At 68.0% G+C, this 14,901-nt stretch carries 16 protein-coding genes; 6 read left to right on the top strand and 10 right to left on the bottom strand.

All coding sequences use genetic code 11. The features are described 5' to 3' along the window. Positions 1-7: 7 nt before the first annotated feature. Positions 8-1,540 (top strand): glycerol kinase GlpK, encoded by a 1,533-nt coding sequence (gene glpK / locus AU187_RS00080; protein ID WP_059166132.1) that lies wholly within the window; start codon positions 8-10, stop codon positions 1,538-1,540. A 61-nt stretch (positions 1,541-1,601) separates the two neighbouring features. Here the strand turns inward: glpK and AU187_RS00075 are convergent, their stop codons facing one another. Further along, entirely contained in the window at positions 1,602-2,324 is a 723-nt protein-coding gene (locus tag AU187_RS00075; protein ID WP_059166131.1) for a PadR family transcriptional regulator, read from the bottom strand. A 66-nt stretch (positions 2,325-2,390) separates the two neighbouring features. Continuing rightward, positions 2,391-2,936: a PadR family transcriptional regulator gene (locus tag AU187_RS00070; RefSeq protein ID WP_156442306.1), complete on the bottom strand. Its 546-nt coding sequence runs from the start codon at positions 2,934-2,936 to the stop codon at positions 2,391-2,393. Positions 2,937-3,011: 75 nt separating this feature from the next. Here AU187_RS00070 and AU187_RS00065 point away from each other — a divergent pair, with 75 nt between their 5' ends. Continuing rightward, positions 3,012-4,346 (top strand): carotenoid oxygenase family protein, encoded by a 1,335-nt coding sequence (locus AU187_RS00065; RefSeq protein ID WP_059166129.1) that lies wholly within the window; start codon positions 3,012-3,014, stop codon positions 4,344-4,346. Here the strand turns inward: AU187_RS00065 and AU187_RS00060 are convergent. Continuing rightward, positions 4,296-5,276 (bottom strand): AraC family transcriptional regulator, encoded by a 981-nt coding sequence (locus AU187_RS00060; protein WP_059166128.1) that lies wholly within the window; start codon positions 5,274-5,276, stop codon positions 4,296-4,298. The genes AU187_RS00065 and AU187_RS00060 overlap by 51 nt on opposite strands. 9 nt (positions 5,277-5,285) lie before the next feature. Next, positions 5,286-5,927 (bottom strand): TetR/AcrR family transcriptional regulator, encoded by a 642-nt coding sequence (locus AU187_RS00055; protein WP_286131828.1) that lies wholly within the window; start codon positions 5,925-5,927, stop codon positions 5,286-5,288. Between the two features lie 62 nt (positions 5,928-5,989). On the opposite strand from AU187_RS00055, the gene AU187_RS00050 reads away from it, so the two are divergent. Both AU187_RS00050 and AU187_RS00045 read left to right on the top strand, forming a co-directional pair. Next, positions 5,990-6,652, top strand: a complete 663-nt coding sequence (locus AU187_RS00050; RefSeq protein ID WP_059166127.1) for a DUF998 domain-containing protein — start codon at positions 5,990-5,992, stop codon at positions 6,650-6,652. A 67-nt stretch (positions 6,653-6,719) separates the two neighbouring features. After that, entirely contained in the window at positions 6,720-7,214 is a 495-nt protein-coding gene (locus AU187_RS00045; RefSeq protein ID WP_059166126.1) for an anthrone oxygenase family protein, read from the top strand. 2 nt (positions 7,215-7,216) lie between these two features. On the opposite strand, the gene AU187_RS00040 is transcribed toward AU187_RS00045, so the two are convergent. Then, on the bottom strand, positions 7,217-8,080 hold the full coding sequence (locus AU187_RS00040; RefSeq protein ID WP_059166125.1) for an RDD family protein: 864 nt from the start codon (positions 8,078-8,080) through the stop codon (positions 7,217-7,219). Positions 8,081-8,109: 29 nt separating this feature from the next. Here AU187_RS00040 and AU187_RS00035 point away from each other — a divergent pair, with 29 nt between their 5' ends. Next, positions 8,110-9,102, top strand: coding sequence for a stage II sporulation protein M (locus AU187_RS00035; protein ID WP_059166124.1), 993 nt, complete (start codon positions 8,110-8,112; stop codon positions 9,100-9,102). 232 nt (positions 9,103-9,334) lie between these two features. On the opposite strand, the gene AU187_RS00030 is transcribed toward AU187_RS00035, so the two are convergent. The 5 genes from AU187_RS00030 to AU187_RS00010 are packed head-to-tail and all read right to left on the bottom strand — an operon-like array spanning position 9,335 to position 14,615. Then, positions 9,335-10,657, bottom strand: a complete 1,323-nt coding sequence (locus AU187_RS00030; RefSeq protein WP_059166123.1) for a DUF58 domain-containing protein — start codon at positions 10,655-10,657, stop codon at positions 9,335-9,337. Then, positions 10,654-11,619, bottom strand: a complete 966-nt coding sequence (locus AU187_RS00025) for an AAA family ATPase (protein WP_059166122.1) — start codon at positions 11,617-11,619, stop codon at positions 10,654-10,656. Before AU187_RS00025 ends, AU187_RS00030 begins: the two co-directional genes overlap by 4 nt. Further along, complete coding sequence (locus tag AU187_RS00020) at positions 11,616-12,785, bottom strand: DUF4350 domain-containing protein (RefSeq protein WP_286131827.1); 1,170 nt, start codon at positions 12,783-12,785, stop codon at positions 11,616-11,618. Before AU187_RS00020 ends, AU187_RS00025 begins: the two co-directional genes overlap by 4 nt. Then, entirely contained in the window at positions 12,782-13,435 is a 654-nt protein-coding gene (locus tag AU187_RS00015; protein ID WP_059166121.1) for a DUF4129 domain-containing protein, read from the bottom strand. The genes AU187_RS00020 and AU187_RS00015 overlap by 4 nt, the downstream gene beginning before the upstream one ends. Position 13,436: 1 nt before the next feature. Beyond that, a complete protein-coding gene (locus tag AU187_RS00010) occupies positions 13,437-14,615 on the bottom strand; it encodes a hypothetical protein (protein ID WP_172800132.1) in 1,179 nt (392 codons plus the stop codon). 82 nt (positions 14,616-14,697) lie between these two features. On the opposite strand from AU187_RS00010, the gene AU187_RS00005 reads away from it, so the two are divergent. After that, positions 14,698-14,901 (top strand): GatB/YqeY domain-containing protein (locus tag AU187_RS00005; RefSeq protein WP_172800116.1); only part of this gene is annotated, 204 nt, incomplete at its 3' end.

Here is a 14,901-nt window from a genome sequence, read left to right as displayed (position 1 = left end):
TGAAGGAATGCCAGCCGAATTCGTCGCCGCGATCGATCAGGGCACCACGAGCACCCGCTGCATGATCTTCGACCACGGCGGCGTCGAGGTCGGCCGCCATCAACTCGAACACGAGCAGATCCTGCCGAAGGCCGGTTGGGTCGAACACAATCCGGTCGAGATCTGGGAGCGCACCGCGTCGGTCATCATGTCGGCGCTGAACAAGACGAACCTGGCGGCGACCGACCTGGCCGCGCTGGGCATCACCAACCAGCGGGAGACCGCGCTGGTCTGGAACAAGCGGAGCGGACGGCCGTACTACAACGCGATCGTGTGGCAGGACACCCGCACCGATCGCATCGCCTCGGCGCTGGACCGGGACGGCCGCGGCGAGGTGATCCGCCGCAAGGCCGGCCTGCCGCCGGCGACCTATTTCTCGGCCGGCAAGGTCCAGTGGATCCTGGAGAACGTCGAGGGCGTCCGGGAGGCCGCCGAGACCGGCGACGCGATCTTCGGTACACCCGACACGTGGGTGCTGTGGAATTTGACCGGTGGTCCGCGCGGCGGCGCGCACGTCACCGATGTCACCAACGCCAGCCGCACCATGCTGATGGACCTGGAGACGCTGGACTGGGACGACGAACTGTTGTCGTTCTTCGGGATTCCGCGGCAGATGCTGCCGGAGATCAAACCGTCGTCGTATCCGGAGTCGTACGGCATCACTCGCGACGACGGGCCGGTCGCCGGTCAGGTGCCGCTGACCGGGATCCTCGGCGACCAGCAGGCGGCGATGGTCGGCCAGGTGTGCCTCGATGCCGGTGAGGCCAAGAACACCTACGGCACAGGGAACTTCCTGCTGCTGAACACTGGTGAGAAAATCGTGCGCTCCGAGAACGGCTTGCTGACCACACTGTGCTACCAGTTCACGGACCGAGATGGGCCGGCCAAACCCGTTTACGCGCTGGAGGGTTCGATCGCGGTCACCGGTTCGGCCGTGCAGTGGCTGCGCGACCAGCTGGGCATCATCAGCGGCGCGGCGCAGAGCGAGGCGCTGGCGCGCCAGGTCGAGGACAACGGTGGCGTGTACTTCGTGCCCGCATTCTCGGGATTGTTTGCGCCGTACTGGCGTTCGGATGCCCGCGGCGCGATCGTCGGCCTGTCGCGGTACAACACTAACGCGCATCTGGCGCGGGCAACCCTCGAGGCGATCTGCTACCAGAGCCGCGACGTCGTCGACGCGATGGAGGCCGACTCCGGCGTGCGCATGGAGGTCCTCAAGGTCGACGGCGGCATCACCGCCAACGATCTGTGCATGCAGATTCAGGCCGACGTGCTCGGCGTCGACGTCGTCAAGCCTGTCGTCGCCGAGACCACCGCGTTGGGCGCGGCATACGCCGCCGGTCTCGCCGTCGGGTTCTGGGAGAACGCCGATGACCTGCGGTCGAACTGGCAGGAGGGCAAGCGCTGGACGCCATCGTGGAGCGACGAGCAGCGCGAGTTCGCTTACGCCGGTTGGCAGAAGGCGGTGCAGCGCACGCTGGACTGGGTCGACGTCGAGTGATTTGTGGAGCGCTAGCGGCGCTGACCGCCGCGAACACTCCACAAATCGCAAACCGGACGGTTTACTCAGACTCGCCGAGGATGCCGTAGATCTCGCGCCGGGCGTTGTTGACGATGTCGACGATCCGCTGTTGCTGCTCCTCGCCGGTGGCGAAGGCCGCCTGCGCGACGGCGCCCATCAGCTGGGCGACCGCGGTCTGGAGGTTGACGTGGCTCGGGTCGACGTTGTCGGCGATCTCCTCCCACGGCGCGGTCTCGATCTTCTCCGCCGCAGTGCGTCCGTCGTTGGTGAGCTCGAAAAGCTTCTTGCTGCCGTCACTTTCGGTCGCCTCGATGAGCCCTTCGTCGACGAGCAACTGCAGTGTCGGATATACCGACCCGGGGCTCGGCCGCCACAGGTTCTGGCTGCGCTCGGCGATCTCCTGGATCATCTCGTAGCCGTGCATGGGCCGTTCGGCGAGAAGTTTGAGGATCGCCGAGCGCACATCGCCGCGACGGCCACGGCCGCGACGGCGGCCGCGGTGCAGGCCGCCGGGGCCGAATCCCGCGCCGAAGCCGGGGCGGAAGCCGAAGCCGCGCGGGTCGAAGCCGAACTCGAAGCCGCCGCGACCCGGACCGAACCCGGGTGGGCCGCCGAAGCCTGGCCCGCCGTCGTGCTGGCGGAGTTGTTCGCGCAGGTTCTCGCGGAACTCGCGCCGGGCCTGCCGCCGCTGCTGATGCAGGGCGCGCCGGTCCAGTGGGGTGAAGCCGAAGCCGCCGGGCGGCGGCGTGAATGGGTCTGTCATGTTCGTTTCCTTTAATCGTGAGAAAGCGCGTCGTGCGCTTCCGATACGTAGACGATATATCGGAAACTATCGTGATGCAACGTCGCGGCGTCGGTCCCGGTCGTCCATCCCCTCGATGACGGACCGCGCCCAATCCGCTTCCATCGCATTCAGCTGCAGCCCGTATTCGAGCGCGGCTCGGCCGTAGAAGAGCCCGTCACTGTCGTCCCAGGCGATCGAGTCACGTAGCTTCTCGAGCCGGATGATTTCGGCGTCGGCGCGCTCGGCCATCGCCGTGAGGTGCGCCCGCGCCTGCTCATCAGTGACTTCACCGAGTAGGAAGATGCGCAGAAGCGCTGGGCTGCGAAACGGCGGATCATCCTGGGGGTTGACGATCCACCGCCGCAACTCGGCCCGGCCGGCCGCGGTGATGCGGTACTCCTTGCGGCCGCGGGGCCCGATGGCCGAAACCTCGATCAACCCGGCGTCGGCCAGCTTGTTCAGTTCGCCGTACAACTGGCTCTGGGTGGCCGGCCACACGTTGGCCATCGACTTCTCGAAGTGCTTGAGCAGGTCGTATCCACTGCCTGGCTGTTGGGCCAGGAGGCCCAGTGCCGCAATCCGCAAACTCACCGCTTCAGCATACTTCACTCTTGACATGTCAGGAGTGACATGTCAGTGTCGGTTCACCGACTTCAGGAGGCCCAGATGACCGAGACGACCGATTCGACGCTTTTCGGCACCGACGACTTCTTCCGGCGCGACAACTACGCCCCGGTTGCAGACGAACTGACCGAATACGACCTTCCGGTGCACGGCGCGATACCGGCGGAACTGGACGGCTGGTATCTGCGCAACGGGCCCAACCCGCGCCAGGCCACGGTGCACTGGTTCACCGGTGACGGCATGATCCACGGCGTCCGCATCGAAGGCGGACGGGCCAAGTGGTACCGCAATCGGTGGGTGCGAACGGACAGTTTCATCTCCGAGTTTCCGCTCTACAACGCCGACGGCACCCGCAATCTGCGGGCCAGCGTCGCCAACACCCACGTCGTCAACCACGCGGGCAGAACTCTCGCGCTCGTCGAATCGTCTCTGCCCTACGAGATCACCAACGATCTGGAGACTTTGGGTGCCTACGATTTCGGCGGCAAACTCGTCGACTCCATGACCGCGCATCCCAAGATCTGCCCGACGACCGGCGAGTTGCATTTCTTCGGTTATGGCAACATCTTCGCCCCGCACGTCACGTATCACCGCGCCGACGCCGCCGGCGAGTTGACCGTCAACCGGCCGCTCGACGTGCCGGCGCTGACGATGATGCATGACTTCGCGCTGACCGCGTCGTACGTCGTCTTCATGGACCTGCCCATCGTGTTCGACCTCGACATCGCCATGAAGGCCGGAAGTGACATGCCGTATCGGTGGGACGACGATTACGGCGCTCGGTTCGGCCTGCTGCGCCGCGACGATCCGTTCGGCGAGGTGCGGTGGTTCGAGATCGACCCGTGCTATGTGTTCCACGTCGCGAACGCGTATGACAGCGGGGATTCCGTTGTGCTGCAGGCGGTCCGCTATCCCGAGCTGTGGCGGGGCACCGGCGGCTTCGAGGCCGACGGTGTGTTGTGGAGTTGGACGATCGATCCGTCCACGGGCACCGTCTCCGAACGGCAGCTCGACGAGCGCGCGGTTGAGTTCCCGCGCATCGACGACCGGTTGGCCACCCTGCCGGCCCGCTATGCCGTCGCCGTCGGTGACGGCCGGCTCGTGCGCTACGAGCTGTCGACCGGCGCCGCGGTGGAGCACACCTTCGGTACCGCAGAAGCCCCCGGTGGCCCCGGCGAGGCGGTGTTCGTCCCGTCGGCATCGGCGCCCGCCGACGAGAGCAGCGGCTGGTATCTCGGCTACGTCTACGACCCCGCGCGTGACGGCAGCGACCTCGTCATCATCGACGCCTCCGACTTCTCCGGCCCGCCGGTGGCGAGAATCGAGCTACCGCAACGGGTTCCCTACGGCTTCCACGGCAACTGGATCGCCGGGTGACGCACTCGCGGCGCGGTGGGTGTTCGGGCTGACGCCGTAGGCCCGCTTGAATGCGCTGCTCAATGCGAAGGGCGTGCTGTAGCCGACCCGCCGCGCGACCGCCGCGATCGTCGCCCCGCTTGACTGCAGCAGATCGGCGGCGAGGGCGAGCCGCCAACCGGTCAGGAACGCGATGGGTGGTTCGCCGACCAGATCTGTGAACCTGCGAGCGAACACCGCCCGCGAGGAACCCACCGCCGCAGCGAGATTCGCAACCGTCCAGGGATGCTCGGGATTGTTGTAGATCAGTTTGAGCGCGGGTCCGACGACGGGGTCCTGCTCGGCGTGCCACCACGTCGGCGCGTTGCCGTCACGACCGAACCAGGCCCGCAACACCGCGATCAGCAGCACATCGAGCAGGCGGTCCAGGTAGGCCTCCTGCCCGGGGCCGTCACAGCCCGCCTCGGCGCCGAGCAGGTCCACCAGCGGCGTGTCCCACTCGTCGGCACGCAGCACCAGCACCGCGGGCAGCACATCCAACAGGCGGGCGCTGACCTCGCTGCGGCCCTCGTAGGCGCAGATCACCGACCGGGTCGCGCCCGACGCACTGTTGCCCCAGGTCCGCACGCCGATCGACATCGCGAACTCGAGGGTGTCACCGGTCAGCGTCGTGCAGCGCTGACCCGGATGGATGACGATCATCGGGGCGGTCGACGGATCATCGGCGAACACGTAGTGATCGATGCCGCGGGTCAATGCGACGTCGCCGGGATGCAACCATGTCGTTCCGCTGGATTCGCCCACGATGGCTGCGCTGCCGTGCGTCTGACAGATCAGGGTCAGCGGCGCGTCATCGCGTATGAGCAGCGACCACGGCGGGTCCATCCGCATCCGCAGCACAAACGCGCCGCGCGCCCGCACCCCGTCGAGCAAGCCGACAACGGCGTCCACGTTGTGAGCCTATCCCGCGGGTGCGCGGTAGCCCGCCAGGAAGACCGCGACACCGGCGGCGACATGCTGGTCGACATCGATTGCCTCGAGCACATCGGGCCCGCCGTGAAACAGCGCCTGGTCGATGCACCTGCCGACGATCAGGAACGCGAAATGTTCGGCGGCCAAGCGGGGTTCGGGCGCGTGGAGCAGACCGCGGCCGTGCAGGTGACCGAAGGAGTCGGCGTAGGCGGACAGCGTTCGGGCGGGCGCGCGCTCGTAGTACAACCGCGCCAGCGCCGGCGATCGGTTGGCCTCGCCGATGATGAGTCGGCGCAACTGCACGACGGGTTCCTGCAGTACCGCGCGCAGATAGTCACCCGCAAGAGCGGTCAGGTCCGCCTCGAGATCGGAGGTCTCGGCCAGCGCTTCGATGCGGTCGGCAAACGGGGCGACCGTGTGCTCGAGAGCGTCGTCGACGATCGCGAGAAGCAGTTCCTGCTTGTCGCCGAAGTGTTTGTACACAGTCTGCTTGGACACCTCGGCCGTCGCGGCCACCTGATCCATGCTGGTGCCCTGGTAACCGTGGCCCAGAAACAGCGCACGGCCCGCGGACAGGATCGATGCGCGCTTGCGGGCGGATCGGCCGAGTGCCTCCGTCGTCACGACCATATAGTACTGGACAGTCCAGTTCTCAGTACTGTACCGTCCAGTCTATTCGGAGGGAGCGCTCGATGACCACGACTGACTGTCCACCCCTGGATGTGCGGGTGACCAAGTCACTGCTGGGCTACGGCATCATCGCCGGACCGATCTACGTTGTCGTCGCGGCCGCGCAGGCACTCACTCGAGACGGCTACGACCCGACGCGGCATGCGATCAGCCAACTCGCCAACGGCCCATGGGGGTGGATTCAGATCGTCAACTTTCTGATCACCGGTGCGATGACCGTCGCCGCGGCGGTTGGTGTGCGCCGCGCACTCGGTGGGGGACGCCGGTCCGCTTGGGCGGCGGCGCTGCTCGGCGCCTACGGCGTCGGACTGCTCGGCGCCGGCGTCTTCCGCGCGGATCCGTCGGACGGCTTCCCACCCGGCACGCCGCCGGGGATGGGCGAAGTGAGTTGGCACGGCATGGCGCACTTCGCGATCGCCGGCCTCGCGTTCGGGTGTCTGGTGGCCGCCTGCTTCGTGATCGCCGGCTGGTTCGCAGGCACCGGTGACCCGGCGTGGGCGTGGTTCTCGCGGACCACCGGCGCCGTCTTCGGGCTGAGTTTCCTCGCGCTGGCCGGAACAGGCGGAGCCGCAGCGGTTCTGACCTTCACCGCGGCCGTCGTGCTGGTGTGGGGCTGGTTGGCGGCGGTGTCGACCAAGCTCTATCGCGGCGTGCGGGCCACCTAGACGCGCGCGTATGCGCGCAGGACGCTCGACGATGGCATGCCGCTGCGCGCACCGGTTGACTGAAGCCATGACAGCCACTCCCTTCGTCATCCTGACCTCGATTGCCGCGCTTGCCGCGGCGGCCGCCGCCGGCATGATGTATGTGTTTTCGACCTTCGTGCTGCGCGGACTCGATCGGACCGGTCCGGTCGACGCGATCATTGCGATGCGCGGCATGAACGCCGAGGCGAACACCAATGCGCCTTTCCTGCTCGGCTATTTCGGTCCTGCGGTCCTCGCGGTCGCCGTCGGCGTGATGGCCGTCGTGAAGTGGGGCCAGCCTGGCAGCGTCTGGGCGCTGGTGGGCGCCGTCTTCGGTGTGCTCGCCGCGATCATCACGATCGCATTCAATGTGCCGCTGAACAACCACCTCGACACCGTCGACCCCGCCGGCCTTTCGGTCGCCGAGGCGGCACGTGAATGGCGGGAGTACTACTCGCCGTGGACCGCATGGAATCACGTGCGCACGGCCACCAGCATCACCGCGGCGATCCTGATGGTGATAGCTCTGCGCTACAACTGAATTCAGCGGGGCGGGGTGAACCCGCCGGAGTCCGGACGCGGCATCGGTTGCGGTGGGAGGTTCACCGGTGGTGGCGTTTGATACCCCGGCCACTGCTGCTGGCGTGCCGACTGCGCTGCCTGCAGGCGAGCCAATTCCCGGCGATGCCGCTCGGCCAGTACCGCGGCGAGTACGAGCTGCGGCGGCGTACCCGGCGGCGGTGGCGGTGAGATCTGCGCGACGACGCCGGCGGTGATCCGGTATGCCATCTGTTCGCGAACCGCAGGGTTCAATTGCGCTGTCCGGCCGAGGAACTGGCGCGCCAGCTCCGCCTGCTCGGGCCGAAGTCCGGACAGCTGTAACGACGATGCCCACCAGGCGAGCTGCGGCGGCATCGGCGGTGGGGGCGACATCCGCGGAGCGCGTTCGCTGATCACCACGGTGCCGGCGAAGATGTCCCCGAGCCGTTTCCCTTTGGCCGACAACAAGCTGCAGATCACCGCGGGACCGCCGGCGAGCATCCAGATTTCGATCACGCCGGACAGCGCGCGAAAGAACGCCTGCCGGAAGCGTTCCGGGCCACCGTCTTCGGACACCACCCGCAGCCCCATCGCGATCTTGCCCAGCGACCGACCCCGTGTCGCGGTCTCGAATACGAGCGGATACCCGAGCAGGGCCAGCACGGTGAAGATGATCATCACCGCGGCCGACAGCGCCGGATCGAACTGGGTGATCGTCAGCGAAAAGAGCAGCAGCCCGATCAGATAGAGCAGGAAGACCACGGTGACGTCGATGAGCGCTGCGACCGCGCGAACCGGAAGCTGGGCGATCTGAACATCAAGGACCACCGCGTCCCCGGTCACGACTGGTTCCTGCGGCCCGACCATGAAACCTCACGCTACTAGGATTCGGATTCGTGGATGTCGACGCGTTCGTGCTGGCGCACCGCCGGACGTGGGACCGGCTCGAACAGCTGGTCAAGCGGCGCCGCCGGCTCACCGGCGCCGAAGTCGACGAGCTCGTCGACCTCTACCAGCGCGTGTCGACGCACCTGTCGATGCTGCGCGCCGCATCCGCCGACCCGGTGGTGGTGGGCCGGTTGTCGGGCCTGGTGGCGCAGGCGCGTAGCGCGGTGACCAGTGTGCACGCACCGCTGTGGCGGGAGTTCGTCCGGTTCTGGACGGTGTCGTTTCCGGTGGTCGCCTACCGGTCCAGGCGGTGGTGGCTGAGCACGGCCGTCGTGTTCCTCGTCGTCTCCGCGGTCATCGCGTTGTGGGTGTCGGGCAGTCCGGAGGTGCGGGCGTCGATCGGCACACCGGACGAGCTCGACCAGCTGATCAACAACGACTTCGCCTCGTACTACAGCGAGAACCCGGCCGGCTCGTTCGCGCTTCAGGTCTGGGTGAACAACGCCTGGGTTTCCTTGCAATGCCTCGGCTTTGCGATCCTGCTCGGCATTCCGATCCCGTACATCCTGTTCCAGAACGCCGCCAATCTCGGCGTGAGTGCGGGGTTGATGTTCGGCGCGGGCAAGGGCGACATCTTCCTCGGTCTGATCACCCCGCACGGCCTGCTCGAGCTGACCGCGGTGTTCCTGGCGGCGGGGGCGGGGATGCGGTTGGGCTGGACGGTGATCTCGCCGGGGGACCGGCCGCGCGGGCAGGCGCTCGCCGAACAGGGCCGCGCGATCGGTGCGGTGGCGGGCGGGCTGGTGGCGGTGCTCCTGGTGTCTGGCCTCATCGAGGCACTCGTGACACCTTCGCCGCTGCCGACTGCGGCCCGCATAGGCATCGGCGTGGCGGTCGAGATCGCTTTCCTGGCTTACATATTCCACTTCGGACGTCGAGCCGAGAGGGCCGGCGAAACCGGAGACGTCGAGCACGCGCCCGATGTGGTGCCGACCGGCTAGTGTCCTGAGTCGTTACTTCGTCGTCAGTGAGAATTCGAGGTTCGCGCGTTCGGTGTGGTCCGTTTTCGGCTTCCTATGCTCGGATTGCACACACGGCTGTGGTCGTTTCTCAGATCAGCACAACCCTGAATGCAATCTCGGCGCTAGGACCATCTCGCAGACCAGCACCACCCGGCCCCGTGCATGCGTACAGGCACCCCAAGTTCTGCTCCCGAACTAATGACTCACGACACTAGAGCCGGCCGGTGGCTTTGAACGCCAGGTAGTGATCGGCCAACGCGGGTGCGAGCTCCTCAGGCGGGGCGTCGATGACGCCGACACCGCGGCGCCGCAACCGCGATGCGATCGCCCGCCGCTCGTTGCGGGCGCGCTCGGCCGCTGCGGCGTCGTAGACCTGCGGCGCATCGGAGCGTCCGCCGGCGAGGACCTCGACCCGGGGGTCGGCGACCGCAGCGACGATCACCCCATGCTTTGCCGTCAGCTGTGGCAGCACGGTCATCAGGCCTTCGTCGAGCGCGGACGCGTTGAGGTCGGTGAGCAACACGACCAGCGCACGCCGGCGGACCCGGCGCAGAACCGCGGCGACCATTGCGCCGGCGTCGGATTCGATCAGCGCGGGTTCGATGGGGGCCATTGCGGCCACCAGTTGGGGGAGGAGTTCGGTGCGCGAGGCGTTGAACACCGCCGCCCTGGTGACGCGGTCGTGGGCGAGGAAGTCGACGTGGTCACCGGCGCGGGACGCCAGCGCCGCGAGCAGCAGCGCGGCGTCCATCGACCAGTCCAACCGTGGCCATCCGGAGAGGTCGTTCGCCGTGGGATCGACGCCGACGCGGCCGGCCGACGTGCGGCCCGTGTCGAGCACGATGACCACGCGTTGATCCCGTTCGGGGCGCCACGTGCGGACCACCACGTCCGCGCGACGGGCGGAGGCGCGCCAGTCGATCGACCTGACGTCGTCGCCGATGACGTACTCGCGTAGTGAGTCGAACTCGGTGCCCCGGCCACGGATCAGCACCGGCGTATTACCTTCGAGTTCACGCAGTTTCGCCAGTCGCGACGGAAGGTGCTTGCGGGACAGGAACGGCGGCAGGACCCTGATCCGCCATGGCACCCGGTGCGAGCTCTGTCGTCCGGCCAGCCCGAGCGGTCCGGTCGCGCGCACGGTGACCAATGCCGAGTCCTGGTCGCCCCGGCGCACGGGCTGCAGTGTCGTGACGAGGCGGAGTTGTTGGCCGGCAGCCAGATTGACCGGGTGAAGACGGGGGGAGGCACGCGCGCTCGGCGGCCAGGCGTCGCGGACGACCCCCTTGATGCGGCGCGGGCCGGCGTTGTCGACCAGCAGTACGGCTGCCACCTGCTGTCCCAACCGTGCGGCGGTGTCGCCGGACCGGCGCAAGCGTACGCGCCGGGTGTTGCCGGCCAGTGTGACGTCGACCGCGATGAGCACGAGCAATGCGATCAGCAGCACGACGAACGTGAGGGCCGGGCGTGGTGAGACCGCGATCGGCAGGACGCAGATTCCTGCGACCAATCCGGCACGTCCGGTGAGAATCACCAGCGCGGCACCGGTACTGCCGCGAGGATGCCGTCGAGCACGCCGTCGGGGGTGGCGCCCTCCAGTTCGGCCTCGGACCGAAGCTGGATGCGGTGGCGCAGGGTCGGGCGCGCCATCGCCTTGACGTCGTCGGGCGTGACGTAGTTGCGTCCCGAGAGCCAGGCCCACGACCGGGCGGTCGCCAGCAGCGCGGTCGTCCCGCGCGGCGAGACTCCGAGTTGCAGCGAAGGCGAGTGCCTTGTCGCGGAGGCGATGTCGACGATGTAGCCGAGAACCTCGTCGGCTACCAACACCTCCCGTACGGCCGCACGTCCCGCGGCCAGTTCCGCGGCTCCCGCGACGGGCCGCACGATCGACAGGTCCCGAGGGTCGAAGCCGTGCGCATGCCGGTTCAAGATCGCGACCTCCTGTTCCCGCGACGGCAGCGGCACGTTGAGCTTGAGCAGGAACCGGTCCAACTGCGCCTCCGGGAGCTGATAGGTGCCCTCGTACTCGATCGGGTTCTGCGTGGCGGCGACGATGAACGGATCCGGCAGCGGGCGCGCTTCGCCTTCGACGCTGACCTGGCGTTCCTCCATCGCCTCCAGCAGTGCCGCCTGGGTCTTGGGCGGTGTCCGGTTGATCTCGTCGGCCAGCAGCAGGTTGGTGAACACGGGTCCGGACCGGAACTCGAATTCCGCGGTGCGCGCGTCGTATACGAGTGAGCCGGTGACGTCACCGGGCATGAGGTCGGGGGTGAACTGCAGCCGCTTGAAGTCGAGCTGCAACGCGGAGGCGAGCGTGCGGACCAACAGCGTCTTGGCGACCCCCGGGACTCCTTCGAGGAGAACGTGGCCGCGGCACAGCAGCGCGATCACCAGTCCGCTGACGACCGCGTCCTGTCCGACTACTGCCTTGGCTATCTCCGAGCGCAGCGCCAGTAGCGCGGTTCGCGCCGAATCGTGTCCGCCTGCCTGAGTCACGAGCGTGCGACCTGCCTTTCGATGTTGTCGAGTTCGCGTGCGAGACTGACCAGTTCGGCGTCGTCCCGGGGTGGTGGGCCGAACAACGCGTAGGCCACCGACTGCGGTTGGACGCCACAGTGTGCCGAAATCCCTTGGACGACCGCGGCCGGGTCGGTGTTGACGCCAAGGCCGAGGCGGGGCTGCATCCGCTGCAGCGCGGCGGTGCGCAACGCCGCGGCCGCGCTGTCGCGGGCCCGCCGCGAACGGTACAGGCGGCCCCGTCCTTCCACGGTCTCGGAGGCTCGCACCACGACGGGGAGTCGTTCGGCCACGAGTGGGCCGATGCGCCGGCTCTTCCAGGCGGCCAGCAACACCACCACCGCGACGAGCTGCCAGATGATCCACTTCACCTGCTCAGGCGCGAGGTCGAATAGCGTTGCCCCACCCTCTGCTTCGCCCTCGGTGAATTGCGGCGCATACCAGATCATCCGCTGATGTGTGCCCGTGAGGTTCATGGCCAGCGCGGCGTTGCCTTCCTCGAGCAACCCGCCGTTCGTCATGAATTCGGAGTTTCCGACGACCGTGATGTCCCGGCCGTCGGCGGTGTACCGGACCAGCGCGCCGTCGTAGCAGCGCGTCACGCTGGTGTCGTCGTCTGATGCGTCGTAGGCGTCACTGACTCCGAACTGCACCGCCCCGGCGCGGGTCGCCTCGCGCAGATCGCAGTTCGGCCGCTCACCGCCCCCGAAGGTGGTTGCCCCGCTCAACTTGATCGCCGGCGCCAGCAGTTCCCGGCTACGCGAGATCGGTTGTACGAGAAGACGATCACCGGGCAGCCCGGCCAACCGGCGCAGCGCGGCACGGTCGACGAGGTGATAGGTCTGCACCACCACCAGCAGGGTGTCGGGGCCGGCGGCCGCCTCGACCGCGGCCACATCGGGTGCCTCGACGACGTCGACACCGTGCTCGCGTAGCAGCGTCATCAGCGCCCGAGCGCCGTCCGGCGAAGTGGAGTCCGGATCCATCCGCCCCCCTGGCCGGGGTGCGGTCAGATAGGCGCTGAGCGTCGCGAATGCGACGATGACGGCCAGCGCCAGCAGCACCCAACGGGCACCGCGCCACCGCTGGCCGATCGTCGGTTCCGTGGCGGTGCCTCGCCCGCCCGGGGTGGCTTCGACGATCAACGGATTTCCGCCCAACCGTCGGATACGGCGGGAGCGGACGCAGCGGAGGCGGCCACTGGCGACCGCGACCTCAGGTGGTCGTCGAGACCGGTGATCAGCGCGTAGGCGTCCTCGGTGCCTGGTCGGTCGCCGTAAGTGACGTCGTTGAAAGCCGTTGCAGCGGCGTCCAATTCACCGGTGAGATGCGGCAGCTGTCGTCCCGCGTCACGCGCGAGTTCGGTGGCGGTGCGGCCGGGGACGGGATCCAGCACACCGGTTTCCTCCAACTGGCGGGCGACGGCGCGCAGCCGGTGCCGGATCGCCGCCGTCCAGTCCGCCGCCGCGGCCGAACGTTCGGCGGCGGCCCGGTGCTGTGCCGCGGTCAGCTCCTGGCCACCGAACAAGGCCTCATCGCGGCCGCGGCTGGTCCTCATCGACCGTCGCGCGATCCGGACCGCCACGACCACCGCCACCGCGACCAGGATCAGCAGCACCGTGACCGTCACCCACCCCCCGGGCACCGATGCGCCCTGCACCGCCAATCGGTACAACAGGTCCTCGATCCAGTCGATGGCCTGCTCGGTGAGGGACCCCTTGGGGTAGATCGGCTTTGCGAGTTCGCGCTGCGCGGCCTCGTGCGCGGCATCGCGGTCGATGTCTATCGTCGGCACGTCAGTTCTGGCGGGTCAGCCAAAGATGGTCGGTGGAGTCGGACGGGGCGGCGGGGCCGTACCCCGCGCCGGTTTGCAGCACGAGATCGAAGGCCTCTCTGCGGATCCGGCCGTCGGTGTACTGCAGCGCGACCACGCCGGCGTTGAACGGTGCGGTGATGATCTGACCTATCGCACCGCCGACGGTCAGCAGGATCAGCGCGAGCATCGCGGCAGCCGTCGTCGTGGCCGCCATCAGCACGATCTGTCCGCCGAGACTGAACGGGAACGCGACGGCACCCGCGACGAGTTGAGCGACGATCACCGCCAGCAGCCGAATGCCCAACACCCGCCAGAAGTCTCGCTTGATCAGCGCGAACGACCGTTGGACGGCGGCGACGATGCCGAGCCGCTCGAGCACGATGATGACCGGCGCGAAGGTCAACATCGTGCCCAGGTACACCAGCGCCGCAATCAGCGCCAGTACCAACGGGATTCCGATGATCACCGCGGCGGCGCCGCCTGCGGCGACAGCTATCCAGACGATGAGGCCGACGACCGCGGCGATCAGCAGCAGTGCACCGATCATCTCGAGGACCGTGAACCCGATCAGTGCCCACAGCCGGCCCCGAAGTCGTTGCCACGCTTCGCCGATCGTGATCCCGGAGCCGAAGACGGCCCTGCCGACGACGACGGTGAGCAACCCGCTGAGCAGGATCGACGACAACCCGGTTGCCACCGATCCGGCCAGGCTCGACATCATGGAGCCGAGCAGCACCCCCGTCGACACCTCTTCTTCGCCGCTGAGTGCCGGCACCAGCTGACCGCCGACGGCCAGCGGGCCGATGGACAGGATCAACGCGAGGACCTGCGTGATGACCACGACGATGGTGGTCAGGCCGAGCGTCGCTTTCGGGTTGGCCCGGATGTAGCCGACCGCGCCGTTGAAGATGTCGGACAGGCTCAGGGGCCGCAGGGGGATGACCCCCGGCTTCAGCGCGAACGGCCCGTATCCCGGCGGCGGCCCGTAGCCCGGCGGCGGCCCGTAACCCGGGGGCGGCCCGTATCCCGGGGGCGGCCCGTATCCCGGGGGCGGCCCGTAACCCGGCGGCGCCGCGTAGCCCGGCGGTGGATAGCCGGGTGGTGGCCCGTACCCCGGCGGCGGACCTGCGGTACCGGACCCGCCGGCGTGGGTGCTCATGGCCACCATCCTGTCGAGGGCGATGCGAATTGACAACGTCGTCGCGCGGCCGTGCCGGACTTCGGCGGCGTAGTTTTGGCTCATGGCGGAACTCAAGGACCGGTTGCGGGCCGACCTGACGACGGCGATGAAGTCCCAAGACAAGCTGCGCACCGCGACGTTGCGGATGCTGCTCGCCGCGATCCGCACCGAGGAGGTCTCCGGCAAACAATCGCGAGAACTGACCGACGCCGAGGTGCTCAAGGTCCTTGCCAAGGAGTCCAAGAAGCGCGCGAGTCCGCCGAGA

The organism is Mycobacterium sp. IS-1556, from assembly GCF_001499985.1.
GTDB lineage: Bacteria > Actinomycetota > Actinomycetes > Mycobacteriales > Mycobacteriaceae > Mycobacterium.
This window is presented reverse-complemented; position numbering and strand designations above follow the sequence as displayed.

What these genes read in the sequence shown, in the direction of transcription:
- glpK (WP_059166132.1), top strand. Translation starts at nt 8, where the DNA reads ATGCCAGCCGAATTCGTCGCCGCGATCGATCAGGGCACCACGAGCACC.
- AU187_RS00075 (WP_059166131.1), bottom strand. Translation starts at nt 2,324, where the DNA reads ATGACAGACCCATTCACGCCGCCGCCCGGCGGCTTCGGCTTCACCCCA.
- AU187_RS00065 (WP_059166129.1), top strand. Translation starts at nt 3,012, where the DNA reads ATGACCGAGACGACCGATTCGACGCTTTTCGGCACCGACGACTTCTTC.
- AU187_RS00055 (WP_286131828.1), bottom strand. Translation starts at nt 5,927, where the DNA reads ATGGTCGTGACGACGGAGGCACTCGGCCGATCCGCCCGCAAGCGCGCA.
- AU187_RS00050 (WP_059166127.1), top strand. Translation starts at nt 5,990, where the DNA reads ATGACCACGACTGACTGTCCACCCCTGGATGTGCGGGTGACCAAGTCA.
- AU187_RS00045 (WP_059166126.1), top strand. Translation starts at nt 6,720, where the DNA reads ATGACAGCCACTCCCTTCGTCATCCTGACCTCGATTGCCGCGCTTGCC.
- AU187_RS00040 (WP_059166125.1), bottom strand. Translation starts at nt 8,080, where the DNA reads ATGGTCGGGCCGCAGGAACCAGTCGTGACCGGGGACGCGGTGGTCCTT.
- AU187_RS00010 (WP_172800132.1), bottom strand. Translation starts at nt 14,615, where the DNA reads ATGAGCACCCACGCCGGCGGGTCCGGTACCGCAGGTCCGCCGCCGGGG.